Annotated in this window: 16 protein-coding genes; 7 read left to right on the forward strand and 9 right to left on the reverse strand. The window is 52.6% G+C overall.

Annotation, left to right across the window (positions count from 1 at the left end):
• Position 1 precedes the first annotated feature (1 nt).
• Together H5P27_RS05775 and H5P27_RS05780 are read right to left on the reverse strand one after the other, a co-directional pair.
• Positions 2-718: an ABC transporter ATP-binding protein gene (locus H5P27_RS05775; protein ID WP_185659421.1), complete on the reverse strand. Its 717-nt coding sequence runs from the start codon at positions 716-718 to the stop codon at positions 2-4.
• Positions 715-1,497: an MlaE family ABC transporter permease gene (locus H5P27_RS05780; protein ID WP_185659422.1), complete on the reverse strand. Its 783-nt coding sequence runs from the start codon at positions 1,495-1,497 to the stop codon at positions 715-717. The genes H5P27_RS05775 and H5P27_RS05780 overlap by 4 nt, the downstream gene beginning before the upstream one ends.
• Before the next feature lie 516 nt (positions 1,498-2,013).
• Here H5P27_RS05780 and H5P27_RS05785 point away from each other — a divergent pair.
• The 4 genes from H5P27_RS05785 (at position 2,014) to H5P27_RS05800 (ending at position 5,551) form a co-directional block, all read left to right on the forward strand.
• Positions 2,014-2,871: a glucosaminidase domain-containing protein gene (locus H5P27_RS05785; RefSeq protein WP_221774616.1), complete on the forward strand. Its 858-nt coding sequence runs from the start codon at positions 2,014-2,016 to the stop codon at positions 2,869-2,871.
• Positions 2,872-2,938: 67 nt separating this feature from the next.
• Positions 2,939-3,649: a lysophospholipid acyltransferase family protein gene (locus tag H5P27_RS05790; RefSeq protein WP_185659424.1), complete on the forward strand. Its 711-nt coding sequence runs from the start codon at positions 2,939-2,941 to the stop codon at positions 3,647-3,649.
• 12 nt (positions 3,650-3,661) lie between these two features.
• Complete coding sequence (gene hisA / locus H5P27_RS05795) at positions 3,662-4,432, forward strand: phosphoribosylformimino-5-aminoimidazole carboxamide ribotide isomerase (protein ID WP_185659425.1); 771 nt, start codon at positions 3,662-3,664, stop codon at positions 4,430-4,432.
• 135 nt (positions 4,433-4,567) lie between these two features.
• Positions 4,568-5,551 (forward strand): hypothetical protein, encoded by a 984-nt coding sequence (locus tag H5P27_RS05800; protein ID WP_185659426.1) that lies wholly within the window; start codon positions 4,568-4,570, stop codon positions 5,549-5,551.
• Between the two features lie 23 nt (positions 5,552-5,574).
• On the opposite strand, the gene H5P27_RS05805 is transcribed toward H5P27_RS05800, so the two are convergent.
• On the reverse strand, positions 5,575-6,582 hold the full coding sequence (locus tag H5P27_RS05805) for a Gfo/Idh/MocA family protein (protein WP_185659427.1): 1,008 nt from the start codon (positions 6,580-6,582) through the stop codon (positions 5,575-5,577).
• 103 nt (positions 6,583-6,685) lie between these two features.
• On the opposite strand from H5P27_RS05805, the gene H5P27_RS05810 reads away from it, so the two are divergent.
• Positions 6,686-7,438 carry a sulfite exporter TauE/SafE family protein gene (locus H5P27_RS05810; RefSeq protein ID WP_185659428.1) on the forward strand — a complete coding sequence of 251 codons (753 nt, stop codon included), beginning with the start codon at positions 6,686-6,688 and terminating at the stop codon, positions 7,436-7,438.
• Positions 7,439-7,441: 3 nt separating this feature from the next.
• Positions 7,442-8,032, forward strand: a complete 591-nt coding sequence (ruvC, locus tag H5P27_RS05815) for a crossover junction endodeoxyribonuclease RuvC (RefSeq protein WP_185659429.1) — start codon at positions 7,442-7,444, stop codon at positions 8,030-8,032.
• Positions 8,033-8,043: 11 nt separating this feature from the next.
• On the opposite strand, the gene H5P27_RS05820 is transcribed toward ruvC, so the two are convergent.
• From H5P27_RS05820 to H5P27_RS05845, 6 genes are all read right to left on the reverse strand, one after another.
• Positions 8,044-9,213 carry a methyl-accepting chemotaxis protein gene (locus tag H5P27_RS05820; RefSeq protein ID WP_185659430.1) on the reverse strand — a complete coding sequence of 390 codons (1,170 nt, stop codon included), beginning with the start codon at positions 9,211-9,213 and terminating at the stop codon, positions 8,044-8,046.
• Between the two features lie 12 nt (positions 9,214-9,225).
• Positions 9,226-9,645, reverse strand: coding sequence for a PAS domain-containing protein (locus H5P27_RS05825; RefSeq protein ID WP_185659431.1), 420 nt, complete (start codon positions 9,643-9,645; stop codon positions 9,226-9,228).
• A gap of 134 nt (positions 9,646-9,779) precedes the next feature.
• A complete protein-coding gene (locus tag H5P27_RS05830) occupies positions 9,780-11,141 on the reverse strand; it encodes an MBL fold metallo-hydrolase (RefSeq protein WP_185659432.1) in 1,362 nt (453 codons plus the stop codon).
• Between the two features lie 86 nt (positions 11,142-11,227).
• Entirely contained in the window at positions 11,228-12,040 is an 813-nt protein-coding gene (tcdA, locus tag H5P27_RS05835; protein ID WP_185659433.1) for a tRNA cyclic N6-threonylcarbamoyladenosine(37) synthase TcdA, read from the reverse strand.
• Between the two features lie 69 nt (positions 12,041-12,109).
• Positions 12,110-14,188: a TonB-dependent receptor gene (locus tag H5P27_RS05840; protein ID WP_185659434.1), complete on the reverse strand. Its 2,079-nt coding sequence runs from the start codon at positions 14,186-14,188 to the stop codon at positions 12,110-12,112.
• A 17-nt stretch (positions 14,189-14,205) separates the two neighbouring features.
• The gene (locus H5P27_RS05845) at positions 14,206-15,195 is read right to left on the reverse strand and encodes an aldo/keto reductase (RefSeq protein ID WP_185659435.1); all 990 of its coding nucleotides are present in this window, start codon (positions 15,193-15,195) and stop codon (positions 14,206-14,208) included.
• A gap of 356 nt (positions 15,196-15,551) precedes the next feature.
• Between H5P27_RS05845 and leuA the strand changes: the two genes are divergently transcribed.
• Positions 15,552-17,222 carry a 2-isopropylmalate synthase gene (leuA, locus tag H5P27_RS05850; RefSeq protein WP_185659436.1) on the forward strand — a complete coding sequence of 557 codons (1,671 nt, stop codon included), beginning with the start codon at positions 15,552-15,554 and terminating at the stop codon, positions 17,220-17,222.
• Positions 17,223-17,485: the final 263 nt, after the last annotated feature.

A 17,485-nucleotide genomic window follows, 5' to 3' on the forward strand; every position in this document is an offset into this window, starting at 1 on the left:
CCTAGGCTGGGGATAAGGCAGGGTTAAGAAATGGTTTCAGGTCTTCGGGCGGATTCGCCATCAGTTGCTCAGGTTTGCCCCAATATTTTATGAGGCCTTGGTCGAGCCATGCTACATTGTCGGAGATCTCGAAGACTTCGGGCACATCGTGGCTGACCATGAGAACTGTGAAGCCGAAGTGCTTCCGGTAGTCGCGAATCATCTCAAACACGTTGTATTTGCGTTGAGGGTCCAGTCCCGTGGTGGGTTCGTCGAAAAGGATTATCTCAGGGCTAGTGATCAACGCTCGCGCCAGAGCGACACGCTTTTTCATACCTCCAGAAATCTCGGCTGGATATTTCTTCGCTGCAGCGAGCAGATCGATTTGGTCAAGTAATTTGCCGACTCGCTCTTTTATTTCGGCAGTGCCTGCTTTGCCTTTTTCACGCAAGGGCAAGGCAATGTTCTCTTCCACTGTCATCGAATCGAACAGGGCGTTTTGTTGAAACATGTAACTGCAGGCCGGAGCTCCTTTCGAATCCCCCGAGGATATTGTGCCAGAATCGGCAGCCAAAAGTCCGGAGATACATTTGAGCAGGACCGATTTTCCGGTGCCGCTTTTGCCGATCACTGTGGTGTGTTCGCCCAAGGGGATATCCAAGTCGATATCGTTAAGAATAACCTGAGGGCCAAAGGCCTTGCTTAGGCCGCGAAGCTTCAAGAATCGACCGTCGCTCATTGTCCCATTTGAAAAGAGGTTATGATGTAGTCGAACATCAGAATCGCGATACTCGAGAAGACGACTGCTCGGGTGGTTGTTTGGGAAACGCCTCTGGCTCCCGGAATGTCGGATTTCAAGTGAGTGTAGTAGCCCTGGAACGAGCAGATCATGGTGGTGACCGCTCCAAATATGAGTGCTTTGATCAAGCCGTTTACGATATTCTGGGTGCTGACGGCTTCGAATATGCGATTCCAGTACGCTCCCGAGTCCACTCCGAGCAATTCCACTCCGGTCAAATATCCACCCCAAATGCCCACAAGATCAAAGAAGGTCGTGAGAATTGGAAAGGCGATTACGGCGGCCCACAAGCGAGGCGAGACGAGAAATCCGATTGGATTAATCTGCATCGTGTGGAGAGCGTCTATCTGTTCGGCATTTCTTTGGATCCCAATCTCGGCGGAGAGGGCACTGCCTGCTTGTCCTACGATCATTATGGCGGTGAATACGGGGCCTATCTCAAGGATTATCGATAGAGCGACTGCTTGTCCCAACAGACTTTCAGAACCGAACTTGGTAAGCACGTAGTAGAGCTGCAACCCAAGTACCAACCCAGTGAATAATCCAACGATCAAGGTAATGGGCACGCAGCGAACACCTATTTCGAAAATCGCCCGGCTCAGCTTTTCAAAAATATGACGCTGTGAAGGCAACGAAGTAAGCGCCCGTGCGGAAAACGCCGCCAGCTCACCCGCTTCGCTTACGATTTTGATACTCTGCCTACCTAGTTTGCTGATCATTTCTCTGGAATATCTTTCCTGTACGAACCGGAACCTACTTCGATTCAGTATATTCGCTGAGTGGGAAAAAAAGGAATCCTCATAGACTGTCACTTACAATCTTTGTGCTCTAATAGTTACCATATTTTTGAATTAGTTGCGGTTCAGGTTTTAGGCGCTACTACTTAGGGAGGTCCGGTTTCCCCTGAGGCCACGTTCAGAACGCTCCGTTTTTGACTTCTGTGAGGTCATCATGCTCTATGCGGAACTTATGAAGAACCTACCGGTATTCGAATTGCTTTACCTTTCTCGCGCTTCCGCTAATACTTTTAGTACAAGTGCGTCGAGTGGCGTATCGGAGCTAGGTTCCGCTCTTTTCAGCAAAGCGAACGAATTTCCCACAGGAGCGGGCAAGCCTAGCTTGGCTTGGTTAATTTCTGTTTTTTACAACTTTTTTTGCACTAAGCTCGCAAGTGGGAGTCTTATTCGAGACTTCTCGTAGTCGTCCAAAGTCGGTCGCGAAACGTCATAGTTGCTATGAGCCCGAAACGAAAACCAAACATGTCGCTACTGAAAGGGGTGAGTTTTTCTCCTCCCAGCGATTACCAGACATGGATGTTCCTGGCTTCCGCCCTCAGCTTGATCGTAATTTCGATCTATTCCGTTCTTAGTGTCGTTGAGACGATCATCGAAGAGAAAGAGCAATATCGGCACGAGGAAATCGTGCATCTGCCGAACTTTGCTAGCATCGCTTCGACTCCGGAAAGAAAGAAAGCGTTTTTCAACTTTCTAGAACCTTTTGTCGTGGAAGCGAATCGAGAGATTTTGGAGGAACGTTCGCAGGTTGAGTCATTCAGAGACTACTTCGAAGAGAATGGGGAGCTAAGCGGAAAGCGTCTCGTCTTGTTTAACGTGCTCCGCGAATCTTACGGGCTTGAGATGGTGGAGACCGCTGGGCTCGAGGACATCGCCGAACTACTCAACCGAGTGGATGTGATTCCTGCTTCAATGGTGCTTGCTCAAGCAGCGATTGAGAGTGGCTGGGGTACTTCGAGGTTTGCGAGACAGGGGAACAATCTCTTTGGCATTTGGTGTTACGAGCCCGGTTGCGGAATTGTACCTCGCCGGCGGCCTGCTGGGGAAACCTACGAAGTGGCAGCCTACGATACGCCCAGAGACTCTTTTTTGGCTTACATTCGCAACCTGAACACGAGTCATCATTACGAGGCGTTGCGAGATATCCGAGCTGCGCACCGAGAGAATGGGATGGAGGTTACAGGAAAGGATCTCGCCGGGGGCCTCTCGAACTACTCGCAAGAGCGTTGGACCTACGTGAGAAAAGTGCGAGGGCTCATCGCATCGAATCGCTTGGAAGAGCGAAGCAAGATCCGCTAAATCACTGCGGGGCATCATCTTTCCTTGACGGTGCGGGCCGAGCGACTGCAAGTGTAGCAGCCTCGCCATGCCCGTAGACGAATCAATCAAATCAGCGCCCCGCAAGACGCGTATCATCGCCTTTCTTATACTAGCGGTGATCAAGGTGTTCAGCTACACCTATCGTTTGAGGGTCGTGGGACGAAGGGATGAATTCCTCGGACTGACCGAAAGAGACGACTCCATGGTAATTGCCTGCTGGCACAATCGGATGTTCTACTTCGCTACCTACATCTACCGTTACCTGTTCAGCGAGGGCTTCAAGTTAGCCATGATGTCCAGCGATTCAAAAGACGGCGAGATTGGCGCTACGATTGGAAAATACGCTGGGGCAAAAGTGGTGAGAGGCTCCTCTTCTCGCAGAGGAGCCAACGGCTTGCGTGGGCTCCTACGTGCCATCAAACGCGACAAACACTCCATCATTATTTTGCCGGATGGATCCAAAGGGCCCGTCTACAAAGCAAAAGTAGGTGTGGCTGCTCTCTCCAAAATGACTGGCAAGCCGATCCTGCCTGTTTCCTGCTGGGCAAGCGACTACTGGCGAATTCGCTCCTGGGATCGGATGATCTTTCCCAAGCCATTTGCCAGAGTTTTGATCACAGTGGGAGATCTCGTCGAGGTGCCGCGCTCATCGGACGACGAGGATCTCGACCGCTATCGGGTTCAGGTGGAAGGGGAATTGGATCGGTTGGGTATCGAGGCGACTCAGGCTTTCCCAAAATACCGGCCGGCAATATAGATTTAGTTCATTATGAAATTTCGTCCCTGCATCGATTTGCGAAACGGAAAAGTTGTCCAGATAGTTGGCGGCACATTGGCTGACGACGCTGACGCGAAGGTGGAAACCAATTTCGAATCCGAGATGGCTCCCGCTGACTTCGCCCGGATGTATGAACGAGACAATTTGACCGGGGGACACGTCATCGCCTTGGGCCCAGGTAACAAGGAGGCCGCCTTATCCGCGTTATCCGCTTATCCCGGTGGTTTGCAGTATGGAGGAGGGGTGACTGCTGAAAACGCTGCCGAGTATCTGGAGGCTGGGGCATCGCATGTGATTGTTACCTCTTACGTATTTCGAGAGGGTCGCGTGGACTTTGATCGCCTCGATAAGCTAAAATCTGAAACGGGGTGGGATCGACTCGTATTGGATCTAAGTTGCCGGTCCAGAAATGGTTCCTACTGGGTGGTCACAGACCGTTGGCAGAATTTCACGGAAACAAAGGTAGATGCGGAGACGTTAGACTTACTGGCTAGTTATTGCAGCGAGTTCCTCGTGCATGGGGTCGATGTTGAAGGACTCATGAGTGGTATCGAGACCGATCTAGTTCGAATGCTGGGCGCTAATTGCAGTATACCAATGACTTACGCAGGAGGAGCCCGTTCGTTAAGCGACCTTGATCTGGTTGAAGACTTTGGGGGTGGGAAAGTTGATCTGACCATCGGGAGCGCTTTGGACATATTCGGAGGGTCTGTTCCCTACGCTGACGTAATGGGATGGCATCGAGTTCGAAATCCGGTCTAACAACCTGATAACTGACTCTTGGGCGAGTTGCTCAGGGGCAACGTGTTGAGATGCCTACTGTAATTTAGGGGCTATCTCGTCTTCAGATGAGTTTTTTGGGGCCGATCCTAATGTTTGAACTTAGAGGATTCCAATATGACACTGCAGGCCCGACCCACTCGATTTTTCGAAAGACGCACCTTCCGATACCTTGCCATCGCTTTTGCGTGGGTTTCGGCATGGGCAGTTGTCCAAGCTGCTGACTACACCGACAAGCCAGTGGAGTTCCAGTTTAAGTCCGGATTGGACAGAGCAAATTTTGCCAAGGCATTCAAGGAGCTGAACGACCAAGGTTACCGCATCGTTGATATCGAGAGCTATCGAAGCGGACGTTCCACTACGGTTTCGACCATATGGAACAAGCTTAAGGAAGGGGACGGCTGGCAGATCGCTATGTCGCTACCGGTCGCTGAATTTGTTGACACCCATAACAAGCACCTCGAGGCAGGCTACTCGCTCGTAGAATTCGAGGTCGATCGCAACGGGGCGACTCTTCACTTTTCCGGAATCTGGAGACTCACCGAAGGCGGGATCGACACTGAATTCTACCTTGGGATGGAAAGCCTAGATTTTTCCAACCGTTACGGGGAAATGGCCGACCGCGGCTATCGCCTCATAGATTTCGAAGCCTATGGGGCGAATGGCAAGTATCGCCATGCAGGCCTTTGGTTGAAAAACGATGGGAAGGAAGTTCGCTTTTACAGGGCTATTTCCAAGAACAAGTTTGGCGAGCTAGCAGCCAATATGGAAAAGGCCGGCTTCCGTCTCCTTGATATTGAAGGCTACGACTATGAGGGGAAATTCGTTTTCGCTGGGGAATGGGTCAAAAATGAAGGGTGGCAAGAAAGCCATTACGCATTCGACCTCCTCCCAGACGAATTCTACAACAAGAATTCGATGTATCTGAATGACGGGTACAGAATAACTGAATTTGAAACCTACGAGGATAATGGTGTGGTCTACTACGCAGGCAGCTGGCTGAAAGGCAGCCCAGTCGGATACAAGCCTGAGGCAACCGTTAAGCCAGACGAACAGAAAAGCTCTCTCTCCTTGGAGGAGTTTCGCTCTACGGAAGACTAGTCTCGCCCGCGAGCTCTCCTAGGTTAGCTAATTCCCTTGAGCCAGTTTTCGAGGATCGTGTTGACTCTCAGAGTATCCGAAGGGCTCATACACGGTGCTTCTGGAGTCTTGCCGAGGACGAGTTGATGGAAGCAATCAGCTTCGATCCCGTACAGGCCTCTGGCTTCGTAGCCTGAAATGTGTTCTGCTTGCTCCTGGTCTTCACGTACAAGCGAAAGCGTCCACTCGCCACCATCAGGATTGACGACCCAAGGGTAGGGGACCTCGATCCAGCCTTTGGTACCGTGGATGCGAGCGGTATTGACCTGGCTTAGCAGGGTGCTGCAAGAGATCTGGGCTGCGATTCCGTTTTCGAATTCCAGATTGGCGATGGCAAGCGTGTCAGTCTTGCAGCGAGGATCAATAGTCCCCACGCAGCCTTTCAGCTCTACTGCGGTGTTGTTTTTTCCTGAAACCGCATCTGCCACCATGCAGGCGAAGGACGCCGGATACCCACCGACATCGAGTATACCACCACCACCTAGTTTTTTGGCGAATAGTCTGCCTTCTGGATCGAAAGGCGCGTGATACCCAAAAGTTGCCTGCACGAGTTTTACGTCCCCGATCTCACCGCTTTTTATGAGCTCCACCACTCTGGTCGATTGTGGGTGACATCGGTACATGTAGGCTTCCATCAAAGTAACCCGAGCCACTTTAGCGGCTGCCATGATTGTCTCCATTTCCTGGATATTCATGCCGATCGGCTTTTCGCAGAGAATGTGTTTCCCTGATTCTGCAGCGGCGACTGCAACTTGCATATGAAATGGGTGGGGCGTGGCGATGTAAACCGCATCCACATCGTCGTCATTCAGTAGTGCTGAATAGCTTCCGTACGCTTTAGGGCAGCCGTGTTCCTTAGCGAAGTTTTCGGCCCCGCTTAGAGTACGGCTCGATACTGCGACTAATTTTCCGGTGTTTGAGGTGCGCAGGCCTGTAGCAAACCTTCCTGCTATAAATCCGGTAGCGATAATGCCCCAACGCAATTTTTTCATTTGCCGGAGCATGTGGGGTGCGAGCTACTTGGCGAGAAAAGAGAGATTCTCACCTAAGAGGTTTTAAGTTGCCTTTCCGTTAAGCGGCTTCTCCCTTGCGGGTATGGATTTCGAGATGTGGCGATGGTGCTTGTTTGCGGTAGCCGCCCTGATCATTGGCATGAGCAAAAGTGGGGTGCCGGGTCTAGGAATCCTAAACGTAGCGATCTTTCAAATACTGCTCGATGCAAAAGACGCAGTGGGTTTCGGTTTGCCTTTGCTGGTGGCGGGAGACCTTTGCTCGCTACTGATTTATCGTCGTGATCCCGATTGGAAGCAAGTTTCCCGCCTAGTTCCATGGGCTGTCGTAGGCGTAATCCTCGGCTGGTTGGCATTGGGAGCCCTTGAGGGAAATTGGGCACGGGTCAGTATTAGTTTACTCATAGCGGCGATGCTGGGCTTGCACATCTTGCGGCAAAAGTACCCCAAGCTCATGAGCGACGCTTTGCCCCACCATTATGCCGCGGCTGCGACGATTGGAGTCATCGCTGCCTTTGTGTCTACTTTGGCCAATGCGGCAGGCCCCATCATGATCTTATACCTTCTTTCCATGAGGCTTCCAAAATTGGCCTTCATGGGTACAAGCGTGTACTTTTTCACCTTTCTCAATCTATTTAAACTACCGTTTCTTTACCACGAGGGCTTGGTGAATTTTGGTAGCTTGGAAGCAAACTTGAAGCTTTTGCCCTTCGTTTTGGCGGGTAGCGTAGCTGGCTTTTTGTTTGCGAAGAAAATTAGTCAGAATTGGTTCGAAAGAGTAGCATTTTGGCTGACCGCTGCCGCAGTCGTCTACATGCTCTATATTTCTTTTGTTTAGGGAATGGCTCGGAAAAACGTCAGACAACTTTGGAAAGACAAGGTCGCCGGTAAACCTGTATCCACCGTGAGTGGATTGCCGGCAGGCTTCATCAAGCGGAAATATGTCGGGACCATTCTGGGTATCGATCCTAGTTTAAGAGGTACAGGACTGGCCGTAATCGAATTTGGGGAAAAGGGGCGTCAAATCCTCCTCAGGAGCGAAACGCTGAAACAACGTAGCAGCAAGATTTCGATGCCTCAGTGCCTAGGCAACATATGCGCGAGGGTGCTCGAGATTTTGGATACGTATGAGATCGATATCGTTGCCCTGGAGCAAACTATCTACGTGCAGAATTTCCAGACGGCCCAAATCCTTGGAGCGGCCCGCGGTGCCGCCATTGCCGCTGCTGCAATGAGAGGCAAAGAGGTGTTCGAGTATCCGCCTCTTCGTGTGAAGCAGGCGGTAGTCGGAAACGGACGTGCCAGCAAGGAGCAGGTAGCCAAGACGATTCGTACCCTCCTAGGACACGGGGCAATGTTAGAGCTCGATGAGTCGGACGCCGCAGCAGTCGCTATGACGCACGCCTACACGGGAGCTCATGAAGTCTCCTAGGATCTAAGCTCTTATGATTGTTTCGAGGTGTCTAGCTGCACCGCAAGCGAACGAAGGCTTAACGAAATTTCCGAAAGCTTAGAAACGTGACTCGAAACGTGGGAGGAGATTTCGGTATTTTGCTTGGCCTTGCTTGCCACCGTATTGATGGCGTGCGTGATGTTTTGGGCTGCGGTGGCAACATCGTTCATGATACCTGAAATGGAGTGAGTCACGGTGCCTTGCTCTTCTGTGGCAGCGGCCACGGAAAGGGAAATCGAGTTGATTTCTTCGATCACGGTGTTGATCCGTTGTATCGCTTGCGAGGATTCATCCGCTTGGCGACGTATGGTCGCAACCTGTTGCGAAATTGTTTTCGCGTTGGTTTGGGATTCGGTGGCGAGTTTCTTCACTTCGCTAGCCACGACGGCGAATCCTTTTCCATTATCGCCGGCTCTCGCTGCCTCGATGCTAGCGTTGAGAGAGAGCAAATTGGTCTGGTGCGCGATGCCGTCGATCAGCGTGATGATTTTGCCGATTTGGTTACTCGAGCTCAGCAGTTCTTTGATCGTCCCAGCTGTTTGGGTGGCCATCGATACTGCGTCTCCGGTCACGGAATTCGCTTGCTGCATGCTGGCGCTGATCTCGTTGATGGCCTTGGCCAGCTCGGAACACGCGTTTGCGGCTTCATCGGTAAGCGTATTTGTCTCCTGCGAGCTTTTGTCGACGGATTCGGCGGACTCCAGGGTCTGATTGGAGTTTTGGTCGAGGTCGCGGGTGGTCTCCTCCATGTTTGTGACGGTGTCGTTCAACGCGGCGACCGTTTCTTGCAGCGTTTGGCTAACTTCGCGTTGTTGTTGCCGCTGTAGATCACTGTGGCGGAGGTTTCCGTTAAAAAGGCGGATGGACTCGAGGAAGGTATTTTCAAAGCCGCGTTCGTCAATCTGGCAGCCCGAGACGCCGTTACCGAAATCCTCCATCCTGCCAATCGCTTCGCGAAAATAGGTTTCTACCTTGTCGATGAGGTCGTTGATGTCGGAGCAGATTCCTGAAAATTCTCCGTATTGGCCGATGTTGGTGAAACGCAATTCAAGGTTGCCCGCAACCAGTTGCGATAGGACGTCCTGAATCTTGGCGATCGTTGCGCTTTGGTCTGCGGAAAGGGATTTTTCTGTGGGAGCGGTTTCCGTTTGGTTTTCCATGGTCGTGTAATCTCAGCTTCTTTCTTCGGCTATCATTGTGCGGTAAAGGGCGGCCGCGTCGTCGATTTGTTTTCGCGTCGGTTTGCGGCGCACTGACATGTAGCCAACGATCTTTCCGTCGACCATCGTGGGCGTTACGGTTGCGTCGACCCAGTAGAAGCCTCCGTCCTTGCGAAGGTTTTTCACGATGCCGTGCCACTCTTTGCCAGTTTCCACCGTGTCCCAAAGGTCTTTAAAAGCGGCCTTTGGCATATCGGGATGCCTCACGATGTTGTGGGGCTGTTTCAGTAGCTCCATCTCCGAGTATCCGCACATGTGGATAAACGTGGTGTTGGCGTAAGTGATGATCCCTCTCGGGTCCGTTTTCGAGACCAGAAAGGTATCATCGGAGAAGGTATGTTCGATATCGGTGGGCTGGACCTGTACTTTCATTCTCAATCTAGGGCTAGGGCTTGCCTCCCTAAAGTGGAGGCTTGGCGGAGCCTAGAATGAAAGCTGAAATGCAGGATTTAACAACTGCGAGGGCGGTTAAACGGCGGTAAAAGATGTTCCGGAGCGAACTCCTCCTAGACTTCGACCGCTTTCAAAGGCTCTGGATCGATAACTCGAACAGGATGGTCCGCGGCCTCGAGCTGTTGGCTAAACCAGTCTCTTGCCCCCGGGTCACCGTGGGTCAGGACAATGGACTTCGGCTCTGCAGCCAGGGCAAACTCCAATATCTCCTCCCGATCTGCGTGACCACTCATCTCGAATCGATCCACCTTGGCCAGAACGGGGCATTGATAATCCAATACGTCGAACAGAAAGGTCTGCCCCGGTTTCGTATCCAGCAACTTGCCACCGGGTGTATCGGGATCGCAATAGCCGACGAAGCAGATCGTATTTCTCGTACTGGCAAGCAACGTAGAAGCGACCATGTAGCTGGGAGTTCGCTCGACTAGCATGCCGCTACTCAAGACAAATACACCCGGCTCGCCTGGCTCTTTCCCCGGGGTGAGCTTGCGGGGGGGGCGTTTCAGACGCAGCTCCTTGGTTACCTTGCGTGTGTAGCTAATGAGCTGGGTCCGCTTGGCGATGTGGTCAAAATAGTCTGCGATGTCGAGGCCGAGGCCCGCTCCATAGACTGGGCACTTGGGAAGGCGGCCATCTTTGCGTGCGTCATTCAGTAAGGTGAGAAGCTCTTGCATCCGGCCAAGAGCAAATACTGGAATCAGCACTGAACCTCCGCCACGTATCGTCTCGCCAATCAACTTCAGGAGACGCTTGACCTCGCTCTCACGCGTCTTGCCCTCCGGTCGCTCGGTTTCGCCGCGGGTGGTTTCGATTACCATGGCGTCGAACTTTCGGGCTTTGGGGAAACGGGCTCCGTTCAGGACCCGTTGATCATCGAAGAGCACGTCTCCGGTGAAAAAGACTGTTTTGCCCCCGTGCTCGATTTGAAACCCTCCAGCCCCAGCCACATGGCCGGCCTGATACAACGTGATGGTCAACTCCTCGTCTGCCTTTTTCAGAACGAGGGGCTGTTTGTATTTCATAGCCTCGAAACGGCCTGAGATTCCCTCGATTTCCTCGTGGGTGAAGAGCGGGTATTCTGGGATCCGTTTTTCCTCCTTTTGCCGCTTCATTACGTTGCAGGAGTTGTGGAGCATACGTTCGACCAGCATTTGACTGGGCAAACTCATCAAAACGCGAGCTTTCGGGTGGCGCTTCAAGAGGACGGGGAGGGCTCCAATGTGGTCAAGGTGACAGTGGGTCACGATCACGAAATCGATGTTTCGATCACCGATGTGTTCGAAATCAGGCATAGCTGCCGCACCGGTCAGCTTCGGGTGTAGACCGGCGTCGACTATGAAATTATAGCCGCCGGCTTCCACTAGCAACGAGTTCGAGCCGATGCCGCTCTCTCTATTTAAATCGGTGATTTTCATGCCCTAAGGAGATGTCGGATGCAGAGGCAAAGGTGTTGGCCGGTCAAGGCATTTGCCCGTAGCCCGATAGCTGGAGCTATCCAGAGTCAGGTCGGAGGATTCGCATCTTGCTCCTGTTCCTCCGGACGACCGTAGGCGAGTCGCTTAAGAATTTCCGCCGCTGCGTAGAAGCCAAAGGTCCCAGTTAGGTGCGTTGCCGCTCCATATCCGCTGGAGCAATCAAGACGTACGCTTTGAGATTCACCTTCGATGTCGCAGGTTTCAGGATACATCGGCTCTTCGGGAGAAAAGACACAGTCGATGTGGAATTTCCGCCGCTTTTGACGAGGGAATCCGTGCTGTTGCCGCAATTGCTTGCGTACTCGTTTGAGCAATTGGTCGTTGATAGAGCGAGCCAAGTCGCAAATTTGGATTTGGGTCGGATCGATTCGCCCGCCGGCTCCTCCTATGGTGAGAACTGGGATATCGGCCTTTTTACAGGCTGCGATGATCGCCACCTTGTGGCTGGTGCTGTCGATCGCGTCGACGACGTAATCGAACCTCGGAGCCAATATCTCGTCCACGTTTTTCGAGGTAAGAAAGGTGTGGAGGCAATTAACCCGGCACTCTGGATTAATAGCCCGGCAACGCCCCGCCATGGTCTCTATCTTGGAGGTGCCGATCAATCCGTCCATCGCGTGAATCTGGCGGTTAATGTTGCTCTCGCAAATGTCGTCGAGATCGACCAAAGTGAGGGCTCCAATGCCGCTGCGAGCGAGCGCTTCGACTACCCAGGACCCGACTCCACCCACGCCCACTACGCATACGTGAGCCGTTCGGAAACGCTCGAGAGCCTGGGCTCCGTAGAGTCGACCGATACCGCCGAAACGAAAATCATAGTTTGCTTGAGGGCTTTCCATGGAAAATGGGCCCAGATGTGTGTGGACTTGAGAAGAGGAGGCAAGCCGGATCTGCGGGCAGGGCTAGGCTTATCGCCTCCAGCTAAAGGTCAGTAGAAACTCTCTTGGCTCATCGACGCTAACCAAACCGGCGGACGAGATTCCCACCACGTTTTCGGTGTCTAGCAGATTGCTCACGGTGAACGATAGACTTCTGCTGTTATCGATTTGATATCGGGCTCCGAGTGAGAGTTCGGAGCTCGTTCCGATTTTAATCTGGTTACCCAAATCCTCGAAAGAACGATCCGCCCAAATGTAACGACTCCAGAGTTGCAGGATCTCGCTCGGCTGCCAATCGAATCCAGCCACGATTCGCCATGGGGGAGACTGAGGGAATTCCATCCCTTCCAATTGAGTGTATTCGTCGGATTCGACTCTGGTTTGGGTATAGGTTGCAGCTAGATTAAATCGGAAAGTATCTGTGAAGTCTCTTGTGCTGTGTAATTCGAATCCCGATACGCTTGTTCGATTAAGATTGGCTCGAAGACTGCCAGATCCTCCCTCCGGGATGAATCCAAACCTTGGGTCGAATCCCGCCTCTGTGGTCACCCTTACGTTGGCTACCATGTCTTCGATTTCGTAGGCAAAGCCAGTGAATCGCAGTTCGTTGCGATTGCTTGGAGAATAGGAAATCGTATAGTCGATGCCTCGAACCGTTTCGTCGGTTAGGTTTGGGTTCGCTTCTGTTATGTCGTTGCGGACTCGATACGGTCGATAAAGCTCGTTTAATGTGGGAGCTCGAAAGCCGCTGAACAGGCTGAGTTGGCTAGAAGTCGTATCCGCGAATTGGTGGCGCCAGGATAGGTTTCCGCTTAGGGGATTGGACTTTCGGTCTTCGAAGGTTTCGTCCAAGAGGACTTCATTCGCAACGGTATCGGTTTCGATTCTGACTCCGTCGAATTGCTTAGCTTGGTCTAGGCGGAAGGTGGCGGATAAAGTATCTTTTTCGCTCAGGGTGAATTGCGATTTTATGAATCCTCCAGCGAAGAGTTGCTTCCCGCCCGCATGCCGGTCGCGAGTAAAGCCATCGCCTAGGTTTCGGAAGCGCTCGTTGATCGTCCCTTCGATGAATCTGTAGTCGACACCAAGGTCGAAGGACCAGGGAGAGACTGTGTCCTGCCGGTAAGCTATAGCGCCGCCGTAGGAACTTGCGGGCACGTCATATTGGTCGAGAGCGGGCCTCTCGGAAGCTCGGTCCTCCGCTACTGAGGTAAAGACGTTGCGGAATTGGCGGTCTTGAAAGTATAGGCTGATATTCAGTCGAGCATCGCTAGCGTCGAATCGGCGTTCCGATATGTAGGAAAGATCGAGCAAATCGGTCTCGTTTCGAGCTAGGGCAGTGCCGTTGCTCCGGCGCTCCTGCATACCTCTAACGATGAATTGCGAGTTCCAAAGGTGGCCCGAATCCCAGCTCAGGCGAATTTGTCCTGAGGTCGAATCGGAGTTGGCAGTTTCGTCGACCAGGCCTCGTTGATCTTCCCTAACAGTGCTAAAACCATCTGTGGAGAAACGGCGTAAGCCAAAATCAACTACGACTGAGTCGCTCAAGGATGTTGCGGAATTCGCCTGTAGTTCGTATCGATCCGCTGTACCTATGCTCGCTTGGATCTCCGATGAACCAGGTGCTGCTCCCTCTGCAAGCAAGGAGATGACGCCTCCCGCAGCCATGTTTCCCCACTGCTCTGCGCTTCCGCCTGGATAAATGGATACAAGCTCGATTTGCGAGAGGTCGAACTGGTGCCAGTAGACCCATGCTCCAAAGGGGTCGTTTTGCGGGACGCCATTGTAGACGACAAGAGCTCGGGAGGTGGCGTTGGCGGCGGTGTTTCGAAAGCGGACTCCTTGAGTCGATGGGTGGGCGGAGCTAGGCTGAGTACGACGGTAGGTGGCGATGCTGGGGGCGGAGCGAATGGCTTCGTTGATATCGCGATACTTCAAGCTCTCGAGTTCCTCGGGCCCGAATTGCGTCACGGATAGAGAAGCGTTCTCGTAGGATTCGATGCGGTTAGCATTTACCAGCAAAGGATCCAATTCGTGCACAGGGTCCTCCTCTGCAGAAAGGCTAAATGCGAGTAGGATTGGTAGAGCCCGTTTGAGAAGACCGGCCATAGGGAGTGAATCAGTTTCTAGTAGGGACCGCGAATGTGGTCGCGGACTTCGTGTTTGTAGAACGTACGAAGCGTTTGATGGAGTTCATCTCCAAGCTGGGGTAGGTCTGCGATCGCAGCGTTAGCCTTTGCTTGCTCAACTCGCGTTGCGCCAGGAATCACCACGGAAACGGCGTCATAGTCGAGAATCCAGCGTAACGCCATCTGGGCGAAGCTCATGCCTTCGGGGACTTCGGCTTTCAATTTGTCTGCGAGTTCGACTCCCTTTTCGTAAGGGAGGCCCGCAAAGGTTTCGCCTACATTGAAGGCGTTTCCGTCCTTGTTGTAATTCCGGTGGTCGGTCTCTTCGAAGCTTGTATCGATTGAAAATTTCCCGGTCAGCAAACCGCTGGCAAGCGGCACCCGGGCGATGATGCCGACCTGCTTCGCTTTGGCGGTATCGAACAGCTTGCGGATCGGTTTTTGGCGGAAGATGTTGAAGATGATCTGCAGAGAGGTGAGGGCGGGGGCTTTCTCGATACAAAGGAGTGCCTCTTCCATCGACTCCACGCTCGCTCCGAAACGGGCGATCTTTCCTTCGCTTACCAACGTTTCCAGGATTTCCCAAATTTCGTCCTGACGCATCACCTCGGTGGGGATACAGTGAAGCTGTACCAGATCCAGACAGTCGGTTTTCAAGCGGACAAGGGATTCTTCGACTCGCTCCCGAACGCCCGCCGCGGTGTAATTATCCGGATAAAGATCACCGAAACGACCCAGCTTCGTCGCAACGAAGATCTCGTCCTGCAGTTTGGATTCAGCCAGGAATTCGCCAATCAAGCTCTCCGAGCGTCCACCGCCATAGACGTCGGCGGTATCGAAAAAAGTGACTCCATTGTCCACGGAAGCTCCCAGAATCGCTTTCGCTACTGTGGGGTCGACCTCTCCCCAGTCGGCTCCTAGTTGCCAGCAGCCGAGCCCTACGCGAGATATCTTAACTTGGTCTTTTCCGAATGGGTTGTATAACATGGGTCGAAGGTTACGGGGGCGAGGTGAGGAGTAAACTCCTTTGCTAAATAGCCTTCTGTATTTGGCTGCTCTAACAGAATAGCGGAAAGCCATGTGGCTCAAGGGCCTTGACACCTCTGGGCGGAGGCGTTCTCTTGCTGCCCTCTCAAATGATTTCGAACGTCCAAATCGAGCTACGACTTAGCAAGCTAGACAGCCTCAACCTCCTGTAGAAAGAGGGGCTGTCGGGACGTGTATTTGGTATTGGGGCCTTGCTTAGGGCGAGGCGCGAAACGAAATTATCAGAAAATCGCCCGGCATTTTTGGGGTTGCCCCTCCCTGTTATTGGACTTCGTTTTCCTAACTGAAAAAATGCCATGCAAAAACCGCCAATCACTAAGTACCGACCCTTCTCGGTAATCGATCTGCCGGATCGCCAATGGCCAAGTCGTTCCATCGACAAGGCCCCTATCTGGTGCAGTGTAGACCTACGCGATGGAAATCAGGCTCTCGCCATTCCCATGAACGTAGAGGAGAAGGTGGAGCTATTCAAGACGCTGGTCAGCATCGGCTTCAAGGAAATCGAAGTCGGGTTTCCTTCCGCTTCGGATACGGAGTTCGCCTTTTTGCGCCGGCTCGTATCTGACAATTTGATACCGGACGACGTTACGATCCAGGTATTGGTACAATGCCGTGAGCATCTGATTCGCCGTACTTTCGAATCTCTGGAGGGCGTGAAGCGGGCCATCGTGCATATCTACAATTCGACGAATCCTTTGCAGCGCCGCGTCGTTTTTGGAGCGAGTAAAGAGGAGATCCGCCAGATCGCGATCGAAGGTGCTAAACTCGTCAAGGAGCTGGTTCCTACCTTACCAGACACAGAAATTGTCCTGCAGTATTCGCCGGAGAGCTTTTCCGATACGGAGCTCGAATTCTCGCTCGAATGTTGCGAGGCGGTTTGCGACGTCTGGGAGCCGACCCCGGACCGCAAGATGATCCTGAATCTGCCCAATACGGTGGAGCTCATGATGCCGAATGTGCACGCTGACCAGATCGAATGGTTTTGCCGCAATATCTCCCGTCGCGACAGCGTGATCATCAGCTTGCACACTCATAATGACCGCGGCACTGGCGTGGCGTCGACGGAGTTGGGTCTTTTAGCGGGTGCGGACCGCGTGGAAGGAACCTTGTTCGGAAACGGCGAGCGCACCGGAAACTTGGACATCGTAGTGGTAGCCTTGAACATGTACACTCAAGGACTCCATCCGCAGCTCGATTTCTCGAATCTGAACGATATCCGCGAAGTTTACGAGCGAGTGACTAAGATGGATGTGCATCCACGTTCGCCCTATGGCGGAGACCTCGTTTTCACCGCTTTCTCCGGCTCCCACCAGGATGCGATCAAGAAGGGGTTTGTGCAAATGCCCGACGACGATGCTGGAGCTCTCTGGCAAGTGCCGTACATGACGATCGATCCGAAGGACTTGGGCCGTAATTACCGTGCCATCATCCGCATCAACTCCCAATCTGGCAAAGGCGGCGTAGCTTACATCATGGAGAAGGAATACGGCTTTAACCTGCCCAAGGAAATGCACAAGGAGCTTGGCAAGGTGGTTAACGCGGAAGCGGATCGTACGGGCGACGAGATTACTCCAGAAGGCGTTTTTGAGTGTTTCAAAAACGAATACATACGAGTTCGTGAACCGCTGGACGTTCTCGAGTATAACTTTGAGCGAATCGATAAGAACACCGTGGAGGGCTGCGCGACCGTTACGCACAATGGGAAAGAGGAAACGATAAAGGGCACGGGCAATGGCCCTATCGCCGCGTTTGTGGACTCTGTCGCGTCATTGGGTTACAGCGACTTCGAGCTGCTTTCTTATAGCGAGCATTCGCTTGCCAAAGGAGCGCGTTCCGAGGCGGTATCCTATATCGAGCTCAAAGCTCCAAGCGGAGCTACGTGTTTCGGAGCGGGAATCGATACAAACATATCCATGGCTTCCATACGCGGCGTCGTGAGCGCTTTGAATCGTTTGGTTAACGCGTAGCGTTTTCATTCTCAACATTGCATTTAGTGACGGGGGCCGAGCTGTAACGCTCGGCCTTTTTCGTAGAGTCTGGACTGCCAGAATAGTTCGTTAGACGCTCATCTACGTATAAGGTTAGGTCGTTGGCCCCTATTTCTGTAAAGCCTTGTCCCTAGGTAATGTAGATATTGTTTAGTTTCGGTGGAAATAATCCCTAAGCGATGTAAAACTATCCGTTAAAAGGACTAGGCATGGCTTAGCTAACTGGCGGCGGATCCGTATAT

The organism is Pelagicoccus albus, from assembly GCF_014230145.1.
GTDB classification, from domain to species: Bacteria; Verrucomicrobiota; Verrucomicrobiia; order Opitutales; family Opitutaceae; genus Pelagicoccus; species Pelagicoccus albus.

Bases quoted from the DNA above. Each gene is read 5' to 3' on its own strand.
- H5P27_RS05775 (WP_185659421.1), bottom strand. From the start codon at position 718: ATGAGCGACGGTCGATTCTTGAAGCTTCGCGGCCTAAGCAAGGCCTTT.
- H5P27_RS05780 (WP_185659422.1), bottom strand. From the start codon at position 1,497: ATGATCAGCAAACTAGGTAGGCAGAGTATCAAAATCGTAAGCGAAGCG.
- H5P27_RS05785 (WP_221774616.1), top strand. From the start codon at position 2,014: ATGAGCCCGAAACGAAAACCAAACATGTCGCTACTGAAAGGGGTGAGT.
- H5P27_RS05790 (WP_185659424.1), top strand. From the start codon at position 2,939: ATGCCCGTAGACGAATCAATCAAATCAGCGCCCCGCAAGACGCGTATC.
- hisA (WP_185659425.1), top strand. From the start codon at position 3,662: ATGAAATTTCGTCCCTGCATCGATTTGCGAAACGGAAAAGTTGTCCAG.
- H5P27_RS05800 (WP_185659426.1), top strand. From the start codon at position 4,568: ATGACACTGCAGGCCCGACCCACTCGATTTTTCGAAAGACGCACCTTC.
- H5P27_RS05805 (WP_185659427.1), bottom strand. From the start codon at position 6,582: ATGAAAAAATTGCGTTGGGGCATTATCGCTACCGGATTTATAGCAGGA.
- H5P27_RS05810 (WP_185659428.1), top strand. From the start codon at position 6,686: ATGGATTTCGAGATGTGGCGATGGTGCTTGTTTGCGGTAGCCGCCCTG.
- ruvC (WP_185659429.1), top strand. From the start codon at position 7,442: ATGGCTCGGAAAAACGTCAGACAACTTTGGAAAGACAAGGTCGCCGGT.
- H5P27_RS05820 (WP_185659430.1), bottom strand. From the start codon at position 9,213: ATGGAAAACCAAACGGAAACCGCTCCCACAGAAAAATCCCTTTCCGCA.
- H5P27_RS05825 (WP_185659431.1), bottom strand. From the start codon at position 9,645: ATGAAAGTACAGGTCCAGCCCACCGATATCGAACATACCTTCTCCGAT.
- H5P27_RS05830 (WP_185659432.1), bottom strand. From the start codon at position 11,141: ATGAAAATCACCGATTTAAATAGAGAGAGCGGCATCGGCTCGAACTCG.
- tcdA (WP_185659433.1), bottom strand. From the start codon at position 12,040: ATGGAAAGCCCTCAAGCAAACTATGATTTTCGTTTCGGCGGTATCGGT.
- H5P27_RS05840 (WP_185659434.1), bottom strand. From the start codon at position 14,188: ATGGCCGGTCTTCTCAAACGGGCTCTACCAATCCTACTCGCATTTAGC.
- H5P27_RS05845 (WP_185659435.1), bottom strand. From the start codon at position 15,195: ATGTTATACAACCCATTCGGAAAAGACCAAGTTAAGATATCTCGCGTA.
- leuA (WP_185659436.1), top strand. From the start codon at position 15,552: ATGCAAAAACCGCCAATCACTAAGTACCGACCCTTCTCGGTAATCGAT.